General features: G+C 31.5%; 27 protein-coding genes. 17 read left to right on the forward strand and 10 right to left on the reverse strand.

The window, feature by feature from the left end; all coding sequences use genetic code 11:
- From KKQ79_RS13710 to KKQ79_RS13740, 7 genes are all read left to right on the forward strand, one after another.
- A complete protein-coding gene (locus KKQ79_RS13710) occupies window positions 1-291 on the forward strand; it encodes a hypothetical protein (protein WP_213190614.1) in 291 nt (96 codons plus the stop codon).
- Between the two features lie 106 nt (window positions 292-397).
- The gene (locus tag KKQ79_RS13715) at window positions 398-1,108 is read left to right on the forward strand and encodes a hypothetical protein (protein ID WP_213190615.1); all 711 of its coding nucleotides are present in this window, start codon (window positions 398-400) and stop codon (window positions 1,106-1,108) included.
- Between the two features lie 12 nt (window positions 1,109-1,120).
- Entirely contained in the window at window positions 1,121-1,654 is a 534-nt protein-coding gene (locus KKQ79_RS13720) for a hypothetical protein (protein ID WP_213190616.1), read from the forward strand.
- A 12-nt stretch (window positions 1,655-1,666) separates the two neighbouring features.
- Window positions 1,667-2,566 (forward strand): hypothetical protein, encoded by a 900-nt coding sequence (locus KKQ79_RS13725; RefSeq protein WP_213190617.1) that lies wholly within the window; start codon window positions 1,667-1,669, stop codon window positions 2,564-2,566.
- A 31-nt stretch (window positions 2,567-2,597) separates the two neighbouring features.
- Window positions 2,598-3,815, forward strand: a complete 1,218-nt coding sequence (locus KKQ79_RS13730) for a hypothetical protein (RefSeq protein ID WP_213190618.1) — start codon at window positions 2,598-2,600, stop codon at window positions 3,813-3,815.
- Window positions 3,816-3,828: 13 nt separating this feature from the next.
- Entirely contained in the window at window positions 3,829-4,284 is a 456-nt protein-coding gene (locus tag KKQ79_RS13735) for a hypothetical protein (protein ID WP_213190619.1), read from the forward strand.
- 63 nt (window positions 4,285-4,347) lie between these two features.
- The gene (locus tag KKQ79_RS13740; RefSeq protein WP_213190620.1) at window positions 4,348-4,623 is read left to right on the forward strand and encodes a hypothetical protein; all 276 of its coding nucleotides are present in this window, start codon (window positions 4,348-4,350) and stop codon (window positions 4,621-4,623) included.
- Here KKQ79_RS13740 and KKQ79_RS13745 read toward each other — a convergent pair.
- Both KKQ79_RS13745 and KKQ79_RS13750 read right to left on the reverse strand, forming a co-directional pair.
- The gene (locus tag KKQ79_RS13745; RefSeq protein WP_213190621.1) at window positions 4,613-5,194 is read right to left on the reverse strand and encodes a DUF3109 family protein; all 582 of its coding nucleotides are present in this window, start codon (window positions 5,192-5,194) and stop codon (window positions 4,613-4,615) included. The genes KKQ79_RS13740 and KKQ79_RS13745 overlap by 11 nt on opposite strands.
- Window positions 5,191-6,111: a DUF6427 family protein gene (locus tag KKQ79_RS13750; protein WP_213190622.1), complete on the reverse strand. Its 921-nt coding sequence runs from the start codon at window positions 6,109-6,111 to the stop codon at window positions 5,191-5,193. The genes KKQ79_RS13745 and KKQ79_RS13750 overlap by 4 nt, the downstream gene beginning before the upstream one ends.
- Window positions 6,112-6,153: 42 nt before the next feature.
- On the opposite strand from KKQ79_RS13750, the gene KKQ79_RS13755 reads away from it, so the two are divergent.
- Window positions 6,154-6,387 carry a DUF6341 family protein gene (locus KKQ79_RS13755; RefSeq protein ID WP_104794283.1) on the forward strand — a complete coding sequence of 78 codons (234 nt, stop codon included), beginning with the start codon at window positions 6,154-6,156 and terminating at the stop codon, window positions 6,385-6,387.
- Window positions 6,388-6,458: 71 nt separating this feature from the next.
- Here the strand turns inward: KKQ79_RS13755 and KKQ79_RS13760 are convergent, their stop codons facing one another.
- From KKQ79_RS13760 to KKQ79_RS13795, 8 genes are all read right to left on the reverse strand, one after another.
- Window positions 6,459-6,896 (reverse strand): universal stress protein, encoded by a 438-nt coding sequence (locus KKQ79_RS13760; RefSeq protein WP_069798598.1) that lies wholly within the window; start codon window positions 6,894-6,896, stop codon window positions 6,459-6,461.
- A 68-nt stretch (window positions 6,897-6,964) separates the two neighbouring features.
- On the reverse strand, window positions 6,965-7,573 hold the full coding sequence (locus KKQ79_RS13765) for a fumarylacetoacetate hydrolase family protein (protein WP_213190623.1): 609 nt from the start codon (window positions 7,571-7,573) through the stop codon (window positions 6,965-6,967).
- A gap of 9 nt (window positions 7,574-7,582) precedes the next feature.
- Window positions 7,583-8,167, reverse strand: a complete 585-nt coding sequence (locus tag KKQ79_RS13770; protein WP_213190624.1) for a hypothetical protein — start codon at window positions 8,165-8,167, stop codon at window positions 7,583-7,585.
- Window positions 8,167-8,523 carry a hypothetical protein gene (locus tag KKQ79_RS13775; protein WP_213190625.1) on the reverse strand — a complete coding sequence of 119 codons (357 nt, stop codon included), beginning with the start codon at window positions 8,521-8,523 and terminating at the stop codon, window positions 8,167-8,169. Before KKQ79_RS13775 ends, KKQ79_RS13770 begins: the two co-directional genes overlap by 1 nt.
- An 80-nt stretch (window positions 8,524-8,603) precedes the next feature.
- Complete coding sequence (locus tag KKQ79_RS13780; RefSeq protein ID WP_213190626.1) at window positions 8,604-9,368, reverse strand: 3'-5' exonuclease; 765 nt, start codon at window positions 9,366-9,368, stop codon at window positions 8,604-8,606.
- Between the two features lie 38 nt (window positions 9,369-9,406).
- Window positions 9,407-10,117 carry a CDP-alcohol phosphatidyltransferase family protein gene (locus KKQ79_RS13785; RefSeq protein WP_213190627.1) on the reverse strand — a complete coding sequence of 237 codons (711 nt, stop codon included), beginning with the start codon at window positions 10,115-10,117 and terminating at the stop codon, window positions 9,407-9,409.
- Complete coding sequence (locus tag KKQ79_RS13790; protein WP_213190628.1) at window positions 10,114-10,980, reverse strand: lysylphosphatidylglycerol synthase transmembrane domain-containing protein; 867 nt, start codon at window positions 10,978-10,980, stop codon at window positions 10,114-10,116. The genes KKQ79_RS13785 and KKQ79_RS13790 overlap by 4 nt, the downstream gene beginning before the upstream one ends.
- Entirely contained in the window at window positions 10,961-11,914 is a 954-nt protein-coding gene (locus tag KKQ79_RS13795) for a glycosyltransferase family 2 protein (protein ID WP_213190629.1), read from the reverse strand. The genes KKQ79_RS13790 and KKQ79_RS13795 overlap by 20 nt, the downstream gene beginning before the upstream one ends.
- Before the next feature lie 69 nt (window positions 11,915-11,983).
- On the opposite strand from KKQ79_RS13795, the gene KKQ79_RS13800 reads away from it, so the two are divergent.
- From KKQ79_RS13800 to KKQ79_RS13840, 9 genes are all read left to right on the forward strand, one after another.
- A complete protein-coding gene (locus tag KKQ79_RS13800; RefSeq protein ID WP_213190630.1) occupies window positions 11,984-13,612 on the forward strand; it encodes an ArnT family glycosyltransferase in 1,629 nt (542 codons plus the stop codon).
- Window positions 13,613-13,726: 114 nt separating this feature from the next.
- A complete protein-coding gene (locus KKQ79_RS13805) occupies window positions 13,727-14,146 on the forward strand; it encodes a DUF2147 domain-containing protein (RefSeq protein ID WP_213190631.1) in 420 nt (139 codons plus the stop codon).
- Window positions 14,147-14,256: 110 nt separating this feature from the next.
- Window positions 14,257-15,264 carry a pyruvate dehydrogenase complex E1 component subunit beta gene (locus tag KKQ79_RS13810; RefSeq protein ID WP_347813938.1) on the forward strand — a complete coding sequence of 336 codons (1,008 nt, stop codon included), beginning with the start codon at window positions 14,257-14,259 and terminating at the stop codon, window positions 15,262-15,264.
- A gap of 132 nt (window positions 15,265-15,396) precedes the next feature.
- On the forward strand, window positions 15,397-17,397 hold the full coding sequence (locus KKQ79_RS13815; protein WP_213190633.1) for a KUP/HAK/KT family potassium transporter: 2,001 nt from the start codon (window positions 15,397-15,399) through the stop codon (window positions 17,395-17,397).
- Window positions 17,398-17,502: 105 nt separating this feature from the next.
- Window positions 17,503-17,976 (forward strand): Fur family transcriptional regulator, encoded by a 474-nt coding sequence (locus KKQ79_RS13820; RefSeq protein WP_069798615.1) that lies wholly within the window; start codon window positions 17,503-17,505, stop codon window positions 17,974-17,976.
- Window positions 17,976-19,721, forward strand: coding sequence for an OstA-like protein (locus KKQ79_RS13825; RefSeq protein WP_213190634.1), 1,746 nt, complete (start codon window positions 17,976-17,978; stop codon window positions 19,719-19,721). Before KKQ79_RS13820 ends, KKQ79_RS13825 begins: the two co-directional genes overlap by 1 nt.
- 305 nt (window positions 19,722-20,026) lie before the next feature.
- Window positions 20,027-21,202 carry an aspartate aminotransferase family protein gene (locus KKQ79_RS13830; RefSeq protein WP_213190635.1) on the forward strand — a complete coding sequence of 392 codons (1,176 nt, stop codon included), beginning with the start codon at window positions 20,027-20,029 and terminating at the stop codon, window positions 21,200-21,202.
- Window positions 21,203-21,339: 137 nt separating this feature from the next.
- Window positions 21,340-21,726 carry an START-like domain-containing protein gene (locus tag KKQ79_RS13835; RefSeq protein WP_213190636.1) on the forward strand — a complete coding sequence of 129 codons (387 nt, stop codon included), beginning with the start codon at window positions 21,340-21,342 and terminating at the stop codon, window positions 21,724-21,726.
- An 84-nt stretch (window positions 21,727-21,810) separates the two neighbouring features.
- Window positions 21,811-22,378: aminotransferase class IV (locus KKQ79_RS13840; RefSeq protein WP_213190637.1), on the forward strand; the 568-nt coding region annotated here is incomplete at its 3' end.

Below are 22,378 nucleotides of genomic sequence, written 5' to 3' on the forward strand. Positions count from 1 at the left end.
ATGAAAAAGTTTCTCTATTTGTTGTCATTCATACTTGTTACCACTATTTCTGCACAAAATTCTAAAGATGCAGTTTTGAATGTAAACGGTAAACCAATTGCTACAAAATCTATTCAAAAAGTAGATACTACAAAAGTGAAAATCGGCAAAAAAGTTTCGAAGCAGAAATTAGATTCTACTTTTGATTTAACGATGTATGCTGTGAAAGAAGTTTACCGCAGAAACCCTATTGTTACGCTTTTTTTCGCAATTATGGTTATGATAGGAATATTCAAGATTTTTAAAAATTAGGGAAAAGCCAAAGAGTAATATTAATTAAAATTCTGAAAAATATACGATTTTATTCGTATTTACTTGCTTATTTCTTCCGAGTATTTTTACCAAAAAAAATTAAACTATGAGAAGAAAATTTATTTTATCGGCTGTTTCAGCATTGATGATTTCGGTATTTACTTTTGCGCAAGAAGGTAATAATTCTGTGAAATTTAACCTAGGAACTTCTTTTTCTAAACCAGGTGACGAACTGGCAAAAGTGGCGAGAGAAGGTAAAAGCATGCAACTCTCTGTAAGTGCAGAAGGTGCAAGATTTTTCAATTATAAAAAAGACTCTAAATTAGGTTTTAGAATTGCAGCAGTAGTAGGTTATGACAATACACACATTCTTTCTAGTGATGCGATTACTCAAATTAAGACGTCTATTCCGAATATTAAAGGAAGAATTTATCCTTTGTGTTTTAAAGGTTCTGCTTTTGATTTTGCAGGATTAGTAACCAAAGAAAAAGATTTGGGAATTGGTTTTTTGGATATTCCTGTGTATTTAATCTTAATTTCTACGGTGAATAGTTTACACTTTGATTATGGAGTTGGTTTTGGAAAACTCAAAGAATCCTCAAATATTTATGATGATAGTTTTGTAGAAACCACTACCAATAGAACCATGAATTATTTTGGTTGGGGATTTCAGCCTGTTATTTACAATTCTGAAAGTGAAAAATGGTCTGTAAATGCAATGTTTGATTTTGGGAAATTTAAATGGACGAACGGAAACGGAAACACATCGTCTTTTAAAATGAGTACAGTAGGATTTGGTGCTCAATATCATTTTTAAAATTTTAAAATCATGATAAGAAGTCTGTTTTCTTTGATTCTTGGATTGGTTTTTACGCTAAATTTTGCCCAAGAAAAAACATTGAATGATATTTTAGCAGGACCTTGGAAAGGTTTTTCGAGTGAACAAATTCCAAACATGGGAGAAATAAATACTGGCGTTTATATGAAATTGGTTTTTAATGAAAAAATTGACGGAAGTAAAACCGAATATCCTTTTTATGGAACCAATCAAGTAGAATTTATTTACACGAATAATTTTGGAACCAAAACATATTTCGCAACAGTAAATGTGAGTGGAGTTTTTAATCTAAAAGACAAAACACTCTATGTGAATGATGACAGTTTTGCTTCTTATGATACTTTACCAGACGGAATGATTTGGGAGTTGGGGAAATTTAAAGTCACGGTTTATAGAGACCAAGATCATACAGGATTTTTCTTGCTAAAAGGAGTGACCTTAGACAATCAAGGTTATGCAAAATCTGGTAGTAAAGTGTATTACACCACAGATATGAATTATAATCCTTGGAAACAAAAATATTAAAACACCTATACAATGAAAAAATATCTATTTATCACGCTATTTTTTATAAGCATTGCTGTTTTTTCTCAAGAAAAATACAAGGCATCAGATTATTCACTGCCCAATAATGTAAAAAGCTATAATACATTTGTTTACAAGTACGATGTAGAATTAGGTAAATATTTCGTCATCGAAAAACACATCAGAATTTTTGAAAAAGGTTTGATAAAATATGATTATGTTTTGGATAATTATTTGGATAGATTTACTCAAATCAAAAGATATACATATAATGCTCAAAATCAATTGATTTCTATAGAAACAGCGGATGATTATGAGAAGCCTCAATACTATCCTTACATAGATTTTTTTTATGAAAATGGCAAATTGTCAAAAATTTCTGAAGTTTTAGGTAACAAAAGAATTTTTACAGATTTCAATTATGATAAAAAAGGAAGAATTCTTAAGGAAAAAAGATATCAAGATGACAAATTAGTATTATCAACAGTAGATTACAATTATATTTCTGATAAAAATTATACAACCAAGAAAGTAGTTTTTATCAATGATGATTCTAAAAAAATTGTAGATGAAGTTTTTGAAAATAATTTGAAAATTTCAGAAGAAATAGACGACCCAGCTGCTAAAATTTCTTACACTTATCAGTATGACAAAAACGGAAATGAAGTGATGAAAAGTGATATGGCAACAAGTTTTGATAGTCATTACGTTTACGGAAAAACAGGCGCCATTCTTAAATCCAAAAAAACAGAGTATGATGATTTAGAATTTGACATTGTTAATTATTTTGAATTTTCGGAAATTACTTACGAAGATGGTTCTACAGAAGGAAGCAGAGTTTTTGATAAAGAATTTGCTAAATCTTTCAATATGAGTGTTTTGAGTTACGATGCGATAGATGATTTGAAATAATTTATTATATTTGGAATAAACATATAACATGATGAAAAAAATAATTCAACTTTTAGTGCTTTTGTTCGTGCAATTTTCTTTTGCACAACAAGATAATGTGGTGAAATATTTAGCAGAAAATTGGGGTGTAAATAAAGATGTAGCAAAAATAGAAGAAGTGAATTATTCTGTAGGCTTTACTTCTGGGAAATTTGAACCAAGAGAAACCAAAATTTATACCTTCAAAAACGGAAAAGTAATTTCTATAGAAACACAATATTCTAAAGATAAAGTCATCGAAACTTTCGAATACAATGCGAAAGGAAAGCCTGTAAGATTTTCATATATTTCTACAGGAACAGACAAAGCCAGTGAAAACATTTCTACATTTAGCTATGACAAAAACGGAAAACTTATAGAAATTAAACCTTCTAATCCTAGATTTCATTGGCAATATAAATATCAATATAAATCTGATGGTACATTGGCTTCCGTAGAAATTTTTGACAATGGAAAATTGGATTCTACATGGAACTTCACCTCTTATCAAGACGAAAAAAATTATCAATATATTGATGAAAATTACTCGGCTAATGATGGTAAAAAAGTTTTTGAATTAAAAGAAAGTTTGGTAAACGGACAAAGACCTATGAGAAAAGAAGCTTGGTTAGAAGGAAAAGATCCAAACGGAAATGTTTTTAAAATCAGAGAAAACAACGCGGTTTTCGGGAAATATTATTTTTTTAGAAAATTGACTTATACTAACGGAGAAACCACTGGAAGTACAGAATATAATCCCTATTTCACAGAAGGGATTAATGGAGATATTTTTCAACTTCTAGAAAATAAAAACCCTAAATCTACCTATAAAATCAGATTAGGCGAAGACGGAAAATTTAAAATGGAGAATCAAGCAAATCAGCCTATTCCAGATTTGAGCAAAGGTTTTATCAGTCCCAACAAAACAGATTTCATTTATTTTGACCCTAATAATGGAGAAGTTGCATTGGTAGAAGATATGAAACCTAGTGAAGAGTTCGTGGCGATGAAACCGTATAATGTACCTTCTAAAAGATATATTGTCATCAATAATGATTATCAATTCATCATTTTCGATAACGGAAAACAAATCGATACTTCTAGTATGAAATTGGCTCAAGATATGGGAAATTTAGTCATTCAAGAAAATGGTGTGCCGAAATATTTTGTTCCGAATTTGGACAAACTTACTTTCTTGAAGTTTTATCCCCTTTATATTTTGGCGCTTTAAAAATTTTGAAAACATGAAACAAATAACATTTTTCACCATAATTATTTCCATTTTCGGATTTCCTCAAGAAAAACTTACGACTCAAGATTTTGGCTTGCATAAAAATACAGAAACTGTGATTTCTAAACAATATTGGGAAGATGACCAATCGAATATAGTTTTTACAGAAGAATTGAAATTCTACAATACATTTTTAGAAGAGAAAAAAACCAAAGATGGAGATTATGTTACTGTGAAAAAATATTACTACAATATTGATAATTTATTGGTGAAAATAGAAACAGAGCATGTTCATTCTGGCGAGAAGGAAAAAGAGGTTTTTCACTATAAAAATCTTCAGTTGCAGAATTCTGAACTTTGGATGCATGGTAAAATGTTTTCTAAAACTCAATATTTCTTTGACAAAAATAATAGATTGACAAAAGAAATAGAAAAAGATGCTAAAAATAAAGTGACCAGAATAGTATAGTACAAAAACTACAAAAATGACGATTTTTTCACCAAACTGATAAAGGATTTTCAAAATGATAAAGTGGAAGAAACCGCCGAAGAAATTTATGAAAATAAATTATTGGTAGAAGCCAATTATGAAATGTACAACCTGAAAACCAATGTTAAAAATACTTATAATAAAGAAGGTTGGATTGTAAAAGAAGTGTTCAGCAATAGTGAAGTGGTAGAAAATACCTTTACTTATGAAGTAGATGAGAAGGGAAATCCTATAAAAGTTACCAAAACCAATTCCCAGAATCAAGGAAATTATGTTTTGGTAATCAATAATACATATTCTACTTTTCCTACGAATTAAATTCGCGTTCCCATTCTTCTGCTGCTTCGCAAAGGGTTTTGTAAAAATCTTCGCCGTACTTTCTAATCAGTGGCGTTTTCAAGAATTTATAAACAGGAACTTGCAATTCTTTTCCTAAGGTACAAGCGTCGCTACAAACGTCCCATTCATGATAATTGATTGCAGAAAAATTTCTGTATTCTGTTATTCTAATAGGATAGAGGTGACAAGAAATAGGTTTTTGCCAATCTACAACACCATCTTCGTAAGCTTTTTCGATTCCACATTTGGTGATGCCTTTTTCATCAAAAATTACATAAGCGCATTCTCCACCATTTACGAGTGGCGTTACCAAATCTCCATCAATATCAGTAACGTGTGTTCCTTGTTGTTCTATGGCAACTATTCCTTCTGGTCTAAGATAACTTTTAATTTTTGGATAAATTCTTTCCAAAATTTCATTCTCATTTTTGTCAAGCGGAGCTCCCGCATCTCCTTCTACACAGCAGATTCCTTTGCATTTGCTGAGGTTACACACAAATTCTTCAGAAAAAATATCTTCAGAAATTAATTTATCATCTATTTGAATCATAATCTTATTAGTTCGTCTAAATCTATATAAGTAGTAAGTTTAAAAAGTAATAAAGTGAGAATAATTATCCATACACCGAATTCTTTCATCCAATATTTTTTCAAAAATCTCAAGGCTCTAGAAAGGATAATCACATTCGGTAAAACCAATAAAAGTAAATATTCATAATTTTTGCCCATGTAAAGAAATACAGTCACCAATTGTGCCAAGAAAAACAAGAGCATAAAAGTGTACTTAAATTTACTAGAAGGACTTTTTTTATTAAAATTGGCAAAATGGTCCATTACAGCATACAACACATATAAAGCAACGGGTAAAAGAAAGTATAATGGATAGTAATCTTGCATGAAAGAATCTTCTACATAAGGAATATAACTTTCGTCAAAATCATGATAACCAATAAGATACATCACACCAAAATAAGTTCCAAAAACCAATGCATTTCCAAAAAATAATCTGAAAATATTCAGCGAAATATGATCTGAAGTAGAAATAAGGTGAATCAACACGAAAATAAACATAGGCCAAGTTGTAGGCAAAAACAAGAAATTCACCGCCAAAATTGCGCCAATAATCAGGTATGAATTTTTCCTTACTTCATCTTGATTGCTGGTCAATAAAACCATTACAAAAGAGTTGGTGAACAAAGACATCGCAATTCCTATGTCTAAACTTCCCGGATATAATGCAAACACAAAAAAGGTATACAGAAAAAGAGGAAGATGAGTATTGTAATTCAGGCCAATAGCGTTAAAAAGAAAATATCCTAAAGCAAATCCGCAAAACGTAATAATGCTAGAAAAAACACCTAATGTTTTGAAATCCAATATATTAAATGATATGATCAAAAGAAATAAAAAAAATATATAGACAGGAATCGAAAAAATATTGCTTTCTTTTGATAGTAATCTGAACATTTTTATTAATTTTGTGCAAAGTTAATTTAAAATAAGAAAAAAATGACGTCTTTTTGGTTATTCTTAAGTGATTTGTTCAAATGGTCTTTCGGATTCTATGATTTCGCAGGAAACGTATTGAACTGGATTCTATTTATTGTAGCTAGTGCTTTATTTTGCTATTGGTGTTATGTTTTAGTAACCACATTAGGGAATAATAAAGATAAAGAATATTATTCACCTACAGAAGGTAAATTCCCATACTACAACCCAGAATTACACACTAAAGAAGATTAATCAGATTTCTTACATAATATAAAATCCCGAAATTGTAAAATTTCGGGATTTTTTTATTCTATTTGTTAAAATTAATTGTGACAAGGAACTACTAAAACAGGAATAGGAGATTTTTTCGTGATATCTTTGGTAAGACTTCCTACGAAAACATCATAAATGCCGCTTCTTCCATGACTTCCCATGACGATGTAGTTGGCCTTTTTGTCTTTAGCATAATCTAAAATAATTTCAGCAGCGATGCCTTGTTTTAGTAAATGTTCACAAGCTACACCTTTTGCTTTTATTCTTTTTTCAATTTCATTCAACTCGGCGAGTTCTTCAGAAATTTCAGATTTTTCTATCTCTGGGAAATATTGAAATCCCATATCTCCTATAGCAAAGCCTATATCTGCAGGAGCTACGTGTATTAAATAAATTTTTCCGGCTATTTCTTTTGCAAAATCTACAGCGCCTTCTACAAGAATATCAGTAGTGTCAGAAAAATCGATGGGTAAAATAATATTTTTCATGGCGTGTGTTTTAATAACAGTACTAATTTACAATTTTTAAACGGGAAATAAAAGTTTTTAGAAATGATTTATTGTATGCGCAGACTATAAACTTTTTCGCCTTCTAGAAACATTTCTAGCTCATCGTTTTCTGATACCTTTCCTACACCTTTTGGAGTTCCTGTGAAAATTAAATCTCCCACTCTTAAAGTGAAGTATTGAGAGACAAAAGCAATAATATCATCTGGCGAAAACATCATTAGACAGGTATTGCCATCTTGTACAGTTTCTTTATTTTTTTTGAGTTGAAAATTCAAATTTTTTAAATCAAAATTCTCTTTTGGGAAAAAATCAGAAACTACAGCGCTTCCGTCAAAACCTTTTGCGAGTTCCCAAGGTAAACCTTTTCCTTTGAGCTGAGACTGTAAATCTCTCGCTGTAAAATCTATTCCAAGCGCAATTTCGTCATAATGTTTAGGTGCATTTTCTTTTTGGATATATTTTCCGCCTTTAGAAATTTTAAGCACCACTTCTAATTCATAATGCACGTCATCAGAAAATTCTGGAATATAGAAATCACTGCCTTTCTTGAGAACAGCAGTGTCTGGTTTCATGAAAATAACTGGATTTTCTGGAATTTCGTTTCCTAATTCTTTCGCGTGTTCTGCGTAATTTCTTCCTATGCAAATGATTTTCATAATATTAAATTAAAAATTTTCATTAAACATTTTAAATTCCACTTCAAAAGGAGTTTCGTTTTCACTAATCTTTTCTCTGAACTTTTCTTGATATTCCATATATTTACTATAACAATCTATTCTGCTCCAAGATTCATCAATTCGATTGATTTTAAATTCTTCAAAAATTCTGTCCTGAATAATATTATCAATCGGAATATGAAAATAATCTACATTTTTTGTTATTCCGGGAATTTTTTCTTCACCTAAAAGAAAACAATATTTTAGAGTCATATTAATCCATTTTTGAGCTTGCCCAATGGTTAAAGTATAATCTAAAGAATATTTTTTTAATTTTTCAGTATTTTCTTTATGCCACTCATCGAATTGTTTTTCATTAAAATCATTCTGGCAAACTTCCTCAATTAAGTTACAAAGTAATTTTTCCCATTTATTTTTGACTTCCTGATGATTCTGTGAAAGATTTCTTAACGTTCTACTAAAATCACGATAAGCTCTCCAAATTGCTTTTTTTTTGCAATCTGAGTGGCTTTTACTGAAATATAAAGTGATATAAAAATGTTCAATATCCTTATGAGAAATGTTAGTTTTCATTATGTATTAAGCATAATATCCATAAATTTCGCTAATTCTATTGTGTTTGAAAGCTGAACTAATTCAATATCATCTGAATTGTTGAGATTGATGAAAACTCTCATCAAATCTTTCTTTCCATTTTCTAAAGAAATATTGATAATATTTTCTTTTTTAATTTCAAATTCTTGAGTTTTACAAGTTGCATCTAACGAACCACTATCTTTTGTGTAAAACTCACCAATTCTAATAGATTTAATTTTGATAAAGTTCCCTTTAACAGAAATCATATCGCTTTCAATAAAAGGTAGTTTTCCTTCTACTAATGAAATTTCATATTCATTTTCTCCTTTTTTAATAATGGAAATATTTTTCATTTGTGATAATTTTAATAGACAATCTCTTAGATGAGTGAAGCGACTTTGCGAAAAACCTTTGCGTCTTTGCGTGAAAAATCTTAAAACTTACTTCTCAACTGAATCTTAGTCAAGACCTTCTTGGTATAAAGTGGGAAATCAGCATTCTGAATCCAACCGAAATATCCTACATCTTTCGTGAAGACATCTTTTACTTTTTGACCTTTATATTTTCCAAAAGTGAAAATTTCTTCGTCTTTATCATCAAAGGCGATAAATCCTGCCAAATCTGCAAATTTATTATGGAATGAAAATTCGCTTAAAGCAGCAATATCATTCGGCAAATCTGCATATTTTTCGATTTGAGCATCCAGAACTTCGAAGGTTGCTAAAGTATCTGCTTCCGCAGAATGTGCATTTTCTAGAGATTTTCCGCAGTAAAATTGGTACGCTGCGCTTAGATTTCTAGGTTCCATTTTGTGGAAAATGGTTTGAGCATCAATTGGTCTGTGTTTAGATAAATCAAAATCATAACCAGCTCTCAACAATTCCTCTGCTAAAAGTGGAATATCAAATCTATTCGAATTAAAACCTCCTAAATCAGAATCCTTAATCATATCAATGATTTTCGGAGCCAATTCTTTAAAAGTAGGAGAATCTTTTACATCTTCATCAGAAATTCCGTGAACAGCAGTAGCTTCTGCAGGAATAGGCATTTCTGGATTTACATACCAAGTTTTGCTTTCTCTAGAAGCATCTGGAAAAACTTTCAGAATGCAGATTTCTACAATTCTGTCTTTAGAAATATTAATTCCAGTAGTTTCTAAATCAAAGATACAGAGCGGTTTATGGAGTTTTAGATTCATAAAATTTATTTTGGTAGGGACAAAGTCGTGACTTGTCCTTACATTTGTTTTTGAAAAATTAGAGAAACGATTATATAAAAAACGATAACCATCGGGATTCCAGCCAATCCTAAAATAGAAATCAGTAGAATTCCGCCCAAAAGTAAGATGAGTTTTGGGTAATTATCTTTCAGTTTCATCGATTTAAATTTAAGCGCAATCATTTTGATGGGACTGATAAGTAACCAACAGCTTGCTGCGACGAGACCTAGTAAAAACAAAGGGTTTTCAAACGTTCGCCAAAACATTCCCGTTTCTTGAAAAGCATAATACATTCCGAAAAGTAAAACCGTATTACTTGGTGTGTTGAGTCCTTTGAAATAATAGCTTTGCTCTTCATCTAAATTAAAAATAGCCAATCTGAGACATGAGAATAAAGCCACGAAAAGCCCTAAATATTTCAACTGAAATGGAAGTTCAAAATCCATAAATTGATTACCGAAACCTTCTAGTGCTTTAAACATCGTTACACCAGGCAAAAGTCCGAAACTTACCATGTCTGCTAGAGAATCTAATTGTGCGCCGAGATTAGAATTGGCTTTAAGCGCTCTGGCAACAAATCCGTCTAAAAAGTCTAAAACTAAAGAAATGATGATGCAAAGTGCGGCAACTTTATAATTTCCGTTTACTAAATTGATAACACCGATGCTTCCAGAAAATAAATTCCCGAGAGTGAAAGCATTGGCTAAATTATTTTTTATAAAATTCATGGCGTTTCAGTAAGCTTCAAATTTAACTTTCTTATTTGAAATATCACTCCAAAAAGTGAAAAAAATGCAGTAATCATTGTAAAAAGTAAAGACGCAGAAACTGAAATTTCTGGATGGAAACTGAACCATTTAGACGCTTGTAGAAAAAGCATTTCTCTCACCCCAATTCCTGCAAAAGAAATTAAACTGAGCACAGAACTTGCCAAAAATACTACTGCGTATATAGTGAAATTGTTCGTAATATCTAAACTTTTTAATAAAAATATAAAACTGATGACTTGTAAAATTTGGACTAAAAATGAATAGGAAAAAGCTTTAAAAAAAACTTTGGTATAAGTAGAAAAAAGCTTTTTAGTCAAAAAATAAGTAAAGAAAAATCCTACCACTAAAAGAACAAATAAGATGGGGAAGAATTTGGCTTCCAGCAAATTGAAGGAAAATCCCAAAATCAATACGCAAATTGCCAAAAGTCCGCTTAATCGGTCATTAAAAAGCGATGAGGTAATTTTTTTGGCACTCCAACCAAAATTTTTATTCAAAAGATAGACTTTGTAAGCGTCTCCACCAATTCCACCTGGAATGAAAAAATTATAGAACATTCCCAAAAAATAGAGTTCTAAATTGCTTCTAAAACTCAAATGGAAATCATTGGCTTTGAAATAGAGTTCAAGTCTTTTGGTAGAAATAATTTGGGAAGCCAAAAAGAGAATAGCAGCCAGAACGAGATAAAAAACATTCGTTTTTGCCCATAAAACAGTTACTTCCCGAAAAGGAATTTTCTGAAAAACGAAATACAACAAAGCAATGCTAATGAAAATTTTAGCAAAGTTGATGAGTAGTTTTTTAAGATTGACTTTCTCCAAATGTTGTGATATTTCTGATGTTAAAAGGTCTTTTTTCTTGAGATTCGTAGTAGGTTTTCATCAACATGTCTACAATAATTCCTGTGGTGAAAAACTGAATGCCAATGAAAATAAGTAATACGCCAAGGATTAATAAAGGTCTTCCGCCAATGTCATTTCCTAAAATTTTGAGCGCCAATAAATAAATATTAACCAAAACTCCCAATGTAAAAGTGATTAAACCGATATTTCCGAAAAGATAAATCGGTTTAGAAAGGTATTTTTTATTGAACAAGACCAAAAGCAAGTCATTAATGACCTTGAAAGTTCTGTTCATTCCGTATTTAGAAACACCGTGTTGTCTTGGGTGGTGTTTTACGGGAATTTCTGTGATTTTAGCACCGTTTAAATGCGCCATTAAACTAATAAATCTATGGTTTTCGCCGTAAAGATTAAGTTCTTTAGCTGTTTCATTGGTGAAAACTTTCAGCGCACAACCTTGGTCAGAAATGTTGAGTTTTGTAGATTTTTTGATGATGAAATTCGCAATTTTTGAAGGAATGGTTCTGATGGAAGAATCTTTCCTTTTTTGACGTTTTCCTACCACCAAATCGTAATTTCCATTTTCTAAAAGTTCTACCATCGCAGGAATATCTGAAGGATCGTTTTGCAAATCTCCATCAAGTGTAATCACGTAATCACCAGTTGCATAATCGAAACCAGCCATCATTGCAGAACTTTGTCCGTAATTTTTTTTGAGCTCAATCAACACTACATTTGGATGTTTTTTTTCTTTGATTTCTTGTATGGTTTTATCCGTAGAATTGTCGTCTATTAAGATGAGTTCATAGTGATATCCATTCATAGCATCAGAAATTCTGTCGATTAAAATTCCTGCATTTCCTTCTTCGTTATACATAGGAATAACGAGAGAGTAGAATTTATTTTTATCCATTTTAGCGCTTGATTTGTTACCTTTGCAAAGCAAATTTTTGCAAAAATACTAAAAAACCTGATTTTTATAATGAATCCAAATCAATTACTTTCTAGAAATCAAATCTTTTTTCTTTTTGTAGGCTTTGTTTTGGTGTACTTAGTTGGGCTATTTATTCCATTGATGGAAAATGATTCTGCTCAACATGCTACAATGGCGATGAGAATGGCCAATTCTGACAATTTTTTAGAAATTTATAAAGGAGATAATCCTTATCTAGACAAACCGCACTTGCATTTTTGGCTCGCAGCTTTATCGATGAAAATTTTTGGAATTAATCATATTGCATATAGAATTCCAGCGATTTTATGCTTGTTTTTAGCAGCTTTTTCTGTTAAAAAGATAGCTGATTTATTGTATAAAAATGAAAATCTAAGTTATACCGCTTCACTCATATTTTTAGCGTCACAAACGATTATACTTTCTGCACACGATGTAAGAACAGATGCTGTTTTGACGGGTTTTATTGCACTTTCTATTTGGCAGTTTTTAGCTTTTATCAAAACACAAAAAATCAGCAATGTTATTTTAGCAGGGTTTTTTACAGCATTGGCTTTTTCTTCAAAAGGTTTGATGGCGATTGTGATTATAGGATTTTCGGTATTTTCTTATTTGCTGTATTCTAGAGAATGGCTGAGGTTTTTTAATGTGAAAATCATTTTTGCTGCACTCAGTTTTGGAGCGGGGATTTTACCGATTTTGTATGCATATTATCATCAATTTGGAAACGAAGGTGTAGAATTTATTTTGTTTAATCAAAGTGTAAATCGTTTACAAGCCAAAGGTTTTGAGCAAAATAGTCCTGATTATTCTTTCTTTTTTCACACATTACTTTGGGCATTTTTACCTTTTTCAATCGCATTTTACACGGGTGTTTTCGAAAGAACTAAAAATTTGATTCAAAAAAGATTTAAAAAAGTAGAAGGTGTAGAGTTTTTAACTTTAGGCGGGTTCTGGTTGGTGATGTTGGTATTTAGTTTTTCTAAATTTAAGTTGCCTCATTATTTAAATGGACTAATTCCGATTCTTTCTGTTTTTACCGCTTCTTATATTTTTGAAATTTTCGAAAAAAATCAATGGAAAAAAGCCAGAGTTTTTTGGGTGATTCAGTTGGTGGTGATTTCGGTAAGTTTAGTAGGCGTTTTATTGCTCACGTATTATTTTACAGGAATTCATGAAGTGGTTTTATTTGTGGTTGGTTTGTTTTTTGTGGGAACTTTACTGTTTTATATTTTCAAAAAAGGAAATATGGTGAGAAGATGGGTTTTGGTCTCTTTGCTTTTTACTATAACCATTAATATTTTTCTCAATTCGCAGTTTTATCCTGTTTTGACCCAATATCAAGGTGGTTTAAAAATGGCTCAATATTTTGAAAAAAATCAACTTTCAACCCAAAATCTTTTCATGCCGAAAGATTATGAAATCTGGTCTTTTGATTTTTATACCCAACAAAACACGCCTAGAAAAGACGTTTCTCTGTTGAAAAAAGGGGATAGAGTTCTGGTATACGAAAATGATTTACAAAATGTTACACAACCGTATAAAATTCTTCATCAGGAAACGCATTTTAAAATCACTAAACTTTCCCTAAAATTTCTGAATCCTAAAACCAGAAATGAAAAGCTGAAAAAACTTTATTTAATCGAGATATTAAACTAGTGTTTAATTTTCCGAATTTTGGCACTTGCTTTGTTATTAGTATGATAAGAATAACAATAAATTTGTTGTTTAATAAAAAATATTTACTTTTAGCAAAAATTTAAAATTAGAAACATGAAAAAATTAGCATTCGCATTTTTCGCTTTATTCTTCAGTGTTCTTTCATATGCTCAGATTGAAGGAAAATGGAAAACAATTGATGATGAAACAGGGAAGCCTAAATCTATCGTAGAAATTTTCAAAAAATCAGACGGTAAATATTATGGCAAAATTGTACAATTATTACAAAAACCAGAAAATAACAACTGTGTAAAATGTACAGATGATAGAAAAAACAAGCCATTAGTTGGTTTAGAAATCATCAGAGGTTTAAAGAAAGACGGTTCAGAATTTACTGATGGAACCATTACAGATCCTAAAAAAGGAAAAACGTACAAGTGTACTGTGACCAGAAACGGTGATAAACTGAATGTAAGAGGTTACGTAGGAATCTCATTAATCGGTAGAAACCAAACTTGGCATAGAGTAGATTAATCTATTTTAGAGATAAAAACAAACAAGACACGTCCTAAAAGATGTGTCTTTTTTATTTGTTGACTAAAGTAATAATTGATACATAATAGTTTGATAAAAATTCCTTAAATTTGCAACTCAACAAATTAATCAAAATGAAAGAAGTACAATTTCGTGAGGCTATCTGTGAAGCAATGAGCGAAGAAATGCGTAAAGACGAATCGATATATCTCATTGGCGAAGAAGTAGCAGAATATAACGGAGCTTACAAAGCTTCAAAAGGAATGTTAGCAGAATTTGGTCCAAAAAGAGTAATAGATGCACCCATTGCAGAATTAGGTTTTGCTGGGATTTCTGTAGGAGCTGCAATGAACGGAAATAGACCTATAGTAGAGTTTATGACTTTTAACTTCTCTATGGTGGCTATTGACCAAATTATTTCTAATGCAGCGAAAATGTATCAAATGAGTGGTGGACAGTGGAATGTGCCAATCGTTTTTAGAGGGCCTACTGGTTCTGCAGGTCAGTTAGGAGCTACACACTCTCAAGCTTTTGAAAGTTGGTATGCAAACTGCCCAGGTCTTAAAGTAATTGTTCCTTCTAATCCATATGATGCAAAAGGATTATTAAAATCTGCAATTAGAGATAATGACCCTGTAATTTTCATGGAATCTGAACAGATGTACGGAGACAAAATGGAAATTCCAGAAGAAGAATACTACATCCCAATTGGTAAAGCTGATATCAAAAAAGAAGGTAAAGATGTGACTTTGGTTTCTTTTGGTAAAATCTTAAAATTAGCCATGCAAGCAGCAGCTGATTTAGAGCAAGAAGGAATTTCTGTAGAAGTAATAGACTTAAGAACAATTCGTCCGCTAGATTATGAGACAGTTCTTAATTCTGTGAAGAAAACCAATAGATTAGTAGTTCTAGAAGAAGCGTGGCCATTTGGTTCTGTAGCTTCAGAAATTACTTACATGGTTCAGCAAAAAGCATTTGATTATTTAGATGCACCAATTAAGAGAATTACAACTCCAGATGCTCCTGCTCCATATTCAGCAGCATTATTTGCAGAGTGGTTCCCGAAATTAGAAAAAGTAAAACAAGAGATTAAAAACGTTTTATACGTAAAATCTTAAAACTTTAATCATATTTTAAAAAAGCGCAATCATTTTTGGTTGCGCTTTTTTAATTTCATGTAAAATTTTCTTAGGAAAAAGTATTTCCTCTAGAAATTAGATTAAATTTGCATTTATTTTTAAACTTGAAAAATGTCAGACGTTTTAGCTGGAGGTCATCATTTTGACACCAAAAAATTAACTTTCATAGGTGTTTTAGTTTCATTAGGAATTGTTTTCGGAGATATTGGTACCTCACCATTGTATGTAATGAGTGCCATCATTAAGTCTGGAAAAGAAGCTAAAATGATTTCTGAAGAATATATAGAAGGAGCACTTTCTTGTATTATTTGGACACTAACATTGCAAACCACCATCAAATATGTTCTTATTTCTCTTAGAGCGGATAACAAAGGTGAAGGTGGGATTCTAGCTTTGTTTTCTTTGGTCAAAAAGATGAAAACAAAATGGTTGTATCTCGTTGCAATTGTAGGAGCATCTGCATTAATTGCAGATGGGGTAATCACGCCTTCTCTTACGGTAATGGCTTCAATAGAAGGTCTTAAGCAAATCAAAGGATTAGATTTAGGAATCAATTCTATTTTGGCAATGACGTCTGTAATTCTGGTTGTAATTTTTGTCGTTCAGCAATTTGGAACCAGTTTTATTGGAAAGTTCTTCGGACCAGTGATGGTGATTTGGTTCTTGTTTTTAGGAGGATTCGGTGTGGTGAATTTAATGGAACATCCAGAAGTTTTAAAATCATTTAATCCTTATTACGCATATAAATTAATAGTAACTTCTCCTAGTGCGATTTTGATTTTAGGGGCTGTTTTTCTTTGTACTACAGGAGCAGAAGCTTTGTATTCAGATTTAGGACACTGTGGTTATAAAAATATTAGAGTGAGTTGGGTTTTTGTAAAAATCATGTTGATTTTAAACTATTTAGGTCAAGGTGCGTGGTTACTAAATAACTACGGAATGGTTTTCACAGGAACAAATCCTTTCTTCGGAATGTTACCACATTATTTAATTATTCCAGCAGTAATTTTAGCAACAGCAGCGGCAATTATTGCTTCTCAAGCATTAATTACAGGTTCATTTACTATTTTTTCAGAAGCGATGTCTCTTAACTTTTGGCCATTCCAACAGATTCAATATCCTTCTGGTTTAAAAGGTCAAATGTATATTCCAAGAATCAATTGGGGTTTACTTATTTTCTGTCTAATTGTAGTATTCTATTTCAAAGAATCTGTACATATGGAAGCAGCGTATGGTTTATCTATTACGGTAACCATGATGATGACTACCATCTTATTGATTGCATGGTTGTGGAGAAATAGAGTGAATAAAATTTTTATAGCAATTTTTGCCTTGGTTTATTTGTCTATTGAAATAGGTTTTTTCAGTGCTAACATCATTAAATTCTTCGAAGGTGGTTGGATTACCGTTTTCTTAGCAGGTTTCGTGGCAGTTTGTATGTATGCTTGGTATAATGGTAGAATGATTAAGCAGAATTTCATCAAGTTTGTAAAACTGAAAGATTATGTTTCTACCATCAAGGACATTAAACTAGATGAGTCTATTCCGAAATATGCGACCAATCTTGCTTTCTTAAGCCGTGCGAAGAAAGAAGATGAGGTAGAATCTAAAATTATTTATTCTATCATGCGCTCACAGCCGAAAAGAGCAGACCATTATTTTATTTTAAATATCATCAATCAAGAAGATCCTTTCACCTATAAATATTCAATTGATGAGGTAATGCCAGGAACGGTGTATAAAGTGAATTTCCTTTTAGGATTCAAAATTGATAGAAAAATCAATGATTATTTCAATCAGGTGTTATTTGATATGATGAAAGAAGGTATTATTCCTGATAGAAGTAGCCACCCATCTCTTAGAAATCATAATATTCCGCCAGATTTAAAATATGTGATTATTGATAACGTTTATATTAATGACTTTTTATTGACGGTAAAAGAAAAAATCACCTTGAATATCTATAATTTCGTGAAATATATCGGTAGTAGTGATTTCAAAGCGTATGGTTTAGCACCGCATAATGTTTTGGTAGAATCTGTACCACTAATCAATAACCCGATAAGAGAGAAAAAAATTATTTTAGAGGAGTTTAAACGTTACGATTCTTAATATAAAATGAAAACCTCAAGCAATTGAGGTTTTTAGATTTTGTCTCTCATTAAAATTTACCTTTTATTAGTTAAAAATTAATAAATTTGCTTTTCAATTAAAACAATGGAAGCTACTCAAAAAGAAAAAAATATAGGTGTAATAAAAGATGTTCTGAAGCAATATTTACAAGATAAAGCCTACAGAAACACTCCAGAAAGATATGCCATTTTAGAAGAGATTTATAATATGGATCATCACTTTAATGTAGATGATTTATATCTCATCATGATTAATAAAAAATATCATGTTTCTAAGGCAACCATCTATAATACTATAGAAATTTTTCTAGATGCAGGCTTGATTCGTAAACACCAGTTCGGCGAAAAGACACTTTCTTCATCTTCTTACGAAAAATCTTATTTTGATAAGCAACATGACCATTTAGTGATTTACAAAGATGGCTCAGACAAAGAGATTGAAGAAATTATAGAATTTTGCGACCCTAGAATTCAGGGCATCAAACAATCCATCGAAGAAGCGTTTGGCGTGAAAATTGACAATCATTCATTATATTTTTACGGACACAAAAAAAAATAATGAAAAAAATCCTTTTCGTACTCTTCATTTTTATTTATGCTTTAGGTTTTTCGCAGATTGATAAACTCAATTCCAAAGAACCTTTAGTAAAAGACCCTTATTTCAAAAAAGAAACCAATGTAGCGGTTCAGCCCGGTCAAAAAGTACGTTTCATTCACTCAGATTTATTCGAAAGAAAACCAGACATGTACGGAGGAAATCCTTTCTTCACAGGAAATGTGCAATTCGAACACCAAGGTGCAATGTTGACGGCAGACCGAGTGATTTTCTACGAAAAAGAAAATTTTGCTAAAGCCATTGGAAACGTTTTGCTTGTTACTTCAGACGGAAACAGAATTACCTCAAACGAAATGGAGTATGATGGAAATACTCAACGAGGAATTGCCCGTGGAAAAGTGGTGCTTACTGATGCGAAACAAACCATTTCTACAGATGTTTTGTATTATGACAGAGTAAAAAATACAGCTTATTTCAATTCTGGTGGAACCATTAATGATGGCAGAAACACCATGTGGACTCAGTCTGCTACTTATTTCATTGATTCTAAAACCAATGAATTTACCAATAATTACACTATTGATAATGCCCAATATAGAGTAGAAGGAAAAAATATCAAACATTATCAAAATACCAATGTTGCAGAGTTTTTCGGGCCTACAACAATTATCAATAAAGAGAAACCTTCTAATTACGTCTACACGGAAAATGGAAAGTATCTCATGAACGAAAAACAAGTGTATCTCAATAAAAATTCTAGAATTTATTACAACGGTAAAATTCTGAAAGGAGATAAAATGTTTTTTAATCAACTCACAGGCTTTGGTAAAGCAGAAGGAAACGTAAGATTAGACGACCCGAAGGAAAATCGTTACATCATCGGTGGTTACGGAGAAATCTACGAAAAAATAGATTCGGCGATGATTACCCAAAAACCTTATGCGGTAAAAATTATGAATCAAGATACAGCTTATATTGCTGCGGAAAGATTTTTAAGTTACCAAAAATTAGATTCTACCAATAAGAAAAAAAGTTTCCTTCGTGGATATAAAAAAGTGAGATTGTTCATGACCAAAGCACAAGGTAGAGCAGATTCTTTGAGCTTTAATGAAACGGATGGAATTCTTCATTTAAACGTGAAACCTCTTTTCTGGAGTGGCGAAAAACAAATTTCTGGAGATAAAATTGAAGCATATTTCAATACAACGGAACAAAATATAGACTCTCTAAAAGTCATTGGAAATGCATTTGCAATTTCTAAAGCAGATTCTCTCACGTTGAAAGATGAGTTCAATCAAGTGAAAGGAAATTTAATGACCGTTTTTTATCAAAACAACGAAATTAAAATTGCCAAAGTAACAGGAAACGCTCAAGCCATTACTTATGCAGATTCTGAAGATGCGCAGACCAAAAAATTAGATAGAATCGGTATTGCACTTTCTACTTGTGGACAAATTGAAGCACTTTTTGAAGAAAGAAAAATTCAGATTCTCTCTTGTAATATTGGAGCCAATTCAGATATTTACCCGATGAGTATGATTGCTCCAGATAAACGAAAATTCACAGATTTTAATTGGAATACCAAAGATCGACCACGGAAATGGGAAGATATTTTCTTAGACACGCCTAATTATGAAGAAGTGAAATATGAAACAGACGATACGCTGTACCAAAAAGCGGAAGAACTTCGTAAAAAAGAAGAAGCCAAGAAAAAACCAAAAACCATCAAAAGAGATAGAAAGCTATAAATCTATAGAGTCGGACTTTAGTCCGACTTTTTATTTTTGAAATCAATTTTTACTTTAACAAAACTTTTAATAAAAATAAGAGGTCACAACTTAATTACATATCGGTAAAACTTTAATATCTCGCTGATTACGCTAATTTTGCAAATAAAAATTCAGCATCTATTCATCTGCTGAATCAGCGAGAGTAAAAAAACGGAAAAACCTTTAAATTTAGAATTTGGAAATATGAAATTATCTTGTGATTTCTGTAAAAAATTTTTTAAAAACTTCCATCTTCCAACTTTTATCTTCTTTATCTTTGCAAAATGAAACAAGAATTTTTCAAATATCAAGCACAAACTACACCTTATGCAGCAGGTTTCGAAGTAGAAAAAGCAATAGGAAGTTATATTTATGGAAAAGATGGTAGAGCTTATTTAGATTTTGTAGCGGGAGTTTCTGCCAATACTTTGGGACATTCTCATCCTAAAGTGGTGAATGCAATTAAAGAACAGGCAGATAAATATCTTCACGTAATGGTTTACGGAGAATATGCTCAGGAAAAACCGGTGGAACTGTGCAGACTTTTATCAGAAGCTACTCCAGAACCTTTAGAAGTTACCTATTTGGTAAATTCTGGTGCAGAAGCGATTGATGGAGCACTGAAATTAGCCAAAAGATATACAGGAAGAGAAGAAATTATCTCCATGAAAAATTCTTATCATGGCAATACTCATGGCGCTTTGTCGGTTTCGGGAAATGAGTTTCACAAGAGAGAATTTCGTCCTTTGTTGCCGATGATTACTTTCATAGAATTTAATAATGAAGAAGAATTTTCTAAAATTACTGAAAAAACAGCTTGTGTAATCGCCGAAACGATTCAAGGAGCGGCTGGTTTTTTGACACCTTCTCAAAATTATTTCAAAAATTTGAAAAAAAGATGTGAGGAAGTTGGGGCTTTATTAATCCTTGACGAAATTCAGCCAGGTTTTGGGAGAACAGGGAAATTGTTTTCTTTCGAACATTATGATATGGTTCCAGATATTCTCGTGATGGGAAAAGGAATGGGAGGTGGAGTTCCAGTTGGCGCATTTATGAGCTCTGCAGAAATAATGAAATCGCTGCAGCATTCTCCTAAATTGGGACATATTACTACTTTTGGAGGAAATCCTTTAATTGCAGCTGCTAGTTATGCAACTTTAAAAGAAGTTTTAGAAAGTGGTTTAATGAATGAAGTAGAAGAAAAAGAAAAATTGTTCAGAGAATTATTGGTTCACCCGAAAATTAAAAAAGTAAACGGAAGAGGTTTAATGCTCGCAGTAGAATTAGAATCTCCAGAATATACATTAGACGTAGCGAAGCGCTGTATGGAAAAAGAACTCATTGTTTTTTGGCAACTCTACCGAAATGAATTTATGAGGATTTCTCCACCGTTAACCATTAGCAAAGAAGAGATTAAAAAGGGCTGCGAAATTATTTTAGAAGCTTTAAATGAGAAATAAACAAAAAAAGGGGTTTTAAATTTTTAAAATTCTTTTTTTTATGTGAAAACTCATATAAAAATTATTGATTTTATCGAAAAATAGTTGCAGATATATAAAATTAATTTATATATTGCGACACCAAAAATGGTAAAAATATGATGAAACATAAGGTACAGTTTGAATATACAATGCATTGTCTTTCAGAGATTTTGTATGAATATATGGCAACTGCAGAAGGCCTTTCAGAATGGTTTGCAGATGAAGCAGTAGAAAGAGGTGATGACTTTTATTTCAGTTGGAATGGTGGTCCCGCAGAAAAAGCGACATTAATCAGATATAAACCTGAATCTTTTGTGCGTTTCCGTTGGGAAGAAGACGAAGGAACAAAATATTTCTTCGAAATGACTATTGTCATTGATGAGATTACCAATGATCTTTCTCTTAATATTACCGATTTCTGCGAAAAAGGAGATGAAGAGGAAACCAGATTATATTGGGATAATCTCATCGAAAATCTACAAATCAAACTAGGCGCAGCTTAATCTTTCAACCCAAGTAAAAAGATTGATAATTGAAATTTCAGTTATCATTTTTTTTGCAATTTTCATAACTAAAATCATTACAATATGATTTATCTAAACGGACAAAAAACACAGGAAATAGTACTTCAGAATAATGCATTTTTAAATGGAGATACCGTAAAAGTTCATTTTTTTGTTAAGAATCATCAGCTAATTATGGCAGAAGAATGCTACTTTTTTTTGATGGCTTCTATGCGAAAAATGAGAATGAATATTCCGCTTTCTTTTACCCTTGAATTTTTCACAGAAACCTTTAATAAAGCCATTTCTGAAAATAATTTAGAAAAGGGAGTGATTACTTTTATGGCGTTTAGAAACAGAGAAGAAGTGCTTTCTTCTAGAACGCCAGTGCAATATTATTTTGAGTTGAATCCTCATGTAAATGTACTGTCTATCCATAAAAATATTGAAATAGATTTGCTTAAAGAAATTTCAGTAAATACCAATATTTTGAGCAATATCAGAACGCATTCGCCGGAAAATATTTATGCAGAAATCTACGCTGCAGAAAATGATTTAGACGATGTAATTTTGCTCAATCCAGATAAAAGAGTAGCGAGAACCATCTCTGGAAACCTCTTGTTGCTGGAAGAAAATACCATTAAAATCCCGA

It is taken from the genome of Cloacibacterium caeni (assembly GCF_907163125.1).
In the GTDB taxonomy this organism is placed as follows: domain Bacteria; phylum Bacteroidota; class Bacteroidia; order Flavobacteriales; family Weeksellaceae; genus Cloacibacterium; species Cloacibacterium caeni_B.

Bases quoted from the DNA above. Each gene is read 5' to 3' on its own strand.
- KKQ79_RS13780 (WP_213190626.1), bottom strand. From the start codon at position 9,368: ATGAATCTAAAACTCCATAAACCGCTCTGTATCTTTGATTTAGAAACT.
- KKQ79_RS13760 (WP_069798598.1), bottom strand. From the start codon at position 6,896: ATGAAAAATATTATTTTACCCATCGATTTTTCTGACACTACTGATATT.
- KKQ79_RS13820 (WP_069798615.1), top strand. From the start codon at position 17,503: ATGGAAGCTACTCAAAAAGAAAAAAATATAGGTGTAATAAAAGATGTT.
- KKQ79_RS13830 (WP_213190635.1), top strand. From the start codon at position 20,027: ATGAAACAAGAATTTTTCAAATATCAAGCACAAACTACACCTTATGCA.
- KKQ79_RS13775 (WP_213190625.1), bottom strand. From the start codon at position 8,523: ATGAAAAATATTTCCATTATTAAAAAAGGAGAAAATGAATATGAAATT.
- KKQ79_RS13755 (WP_104794283.1), top strand. From the start codon at position 6,154: ATGACGTCTTTTTGGTTATTCTTAAGTGATTTGTTCAAATGGTCTTTC.
- KKQ79_RS13800 (WP_213190630.1), top strand. From the start codon at position 11,984: ATGAATCCAAATCAATTACTTTCTAGAAATCAAATCTTTTTTCTTTTT.
- KKQ79_RS13720 (WP_213190616.1), top strand. From the start codon at position 1,121: ATGATAAGAAGTCTGTTTTCTTTGATTCTTGGATTGGTTTTTACGCTA.
- KKQ79_RS13710 (WP_213190614.1), top strand. From the start codon at position 1: ATGAAAAAGTTTCTCTATTTGTTGTCATTCATACTTGTTACCACTATT.
- KKQ79_RS13715 (WP_213190615.1), top strand. From the start codon at position 398: ATGAGAAGAAAATTTATTTTATCGGCTGTTTCAGCATTGATGATTTCG.
- KKQ79_RS13750 (WP_213190622.1), bottom strand. From the start codon at position 6,111: ATGTTCAGATTACTATCAAAAGAAAGCAATATTTTTTCGATTCCTGTC.
- KKQ79_RS13745 (WP_213190621.1), bottom strand. From the start codon at position 5,194: ATGATTCAAATAGATGATAAATTAATTTCTGAAGATATTTTTTCTGAA.
- KKQ79_RS13785 (WP_213190627.1), bottom strand. From the start codon at position 10,117: ATGAATTTTATAAAAAATAATTTAGCCAATGCTTTCACTCTCGGGAAT.
- KKQ79_RS13815 (WP_213190633.1), top strand. From the start codon at position 15,397: ATGTCAGACGTTTTAGCTGGAGGTCATCATTTTGACACCAAAAAATTA.
- KKQ79_RS13725 (WP_213190617.1), top strand. From the start codon at position 1,667: ATGAAAAAATATCTATTTATCACGCTATTTTTTATAAGCATTGCTGTT.
- KKQ79_RS13835 (WP_213190636.1), top strand. From the start codon at position 21,340: ATGATGAAACATAAGGTACAGTTTGAATATACAATGCATTGTCTTTCA.
- KKQ79_RS13805 (WP_213190631.1), top strand. From the start codon at position 13,727: ATGAAAAAATTAGCATTCGCATTTTTCGCTTTATTCTTCAGTGTTCTT.
- KKQ79_RS13730 (WP_213190618.1), top strand. From the start codon at position 2,598: ATGAAAAAAATAATTCAACTTTTAGTGCTTTTGTTCGTGCAATTTTCT.
- KKQ79_RS13765 (WP_213190623.1), bottom strand. From the start codon at position 7,573: ATGAAAATCATTTGCATAGGAAGAAATTACGCAGAACACGCGAAAGAA.
- KKQ79_RS13825 (WP_213190634.1), top strand. From the start codon at position 17,976: ATGAAAAAAATCCTTTTCGTACTCTTCATTTTTATTTATGCTTTAGGT.
- KKQ79_RS13770 (WP_213190624.1), bottom strand. From the start codon at position 8,167: ATGAAAACTAACATTTCTCATAAGGATATTGAACATTTTTATATCACT.
- KKQ79_RS13795 (WP_213190629.1), bottom strand. From the start codon at position 11,914: ATGGATAAAAATAAATTCTACTCTCTCGTTATTCCTATGTATAACGAA.
- KKQ79_RS13735 (WP_213190619.1), top strand. From the start codon at position 3,829: ATGAAACAAATAACATTTTTCACCATAATTATTTCCATTTTCGGATTT.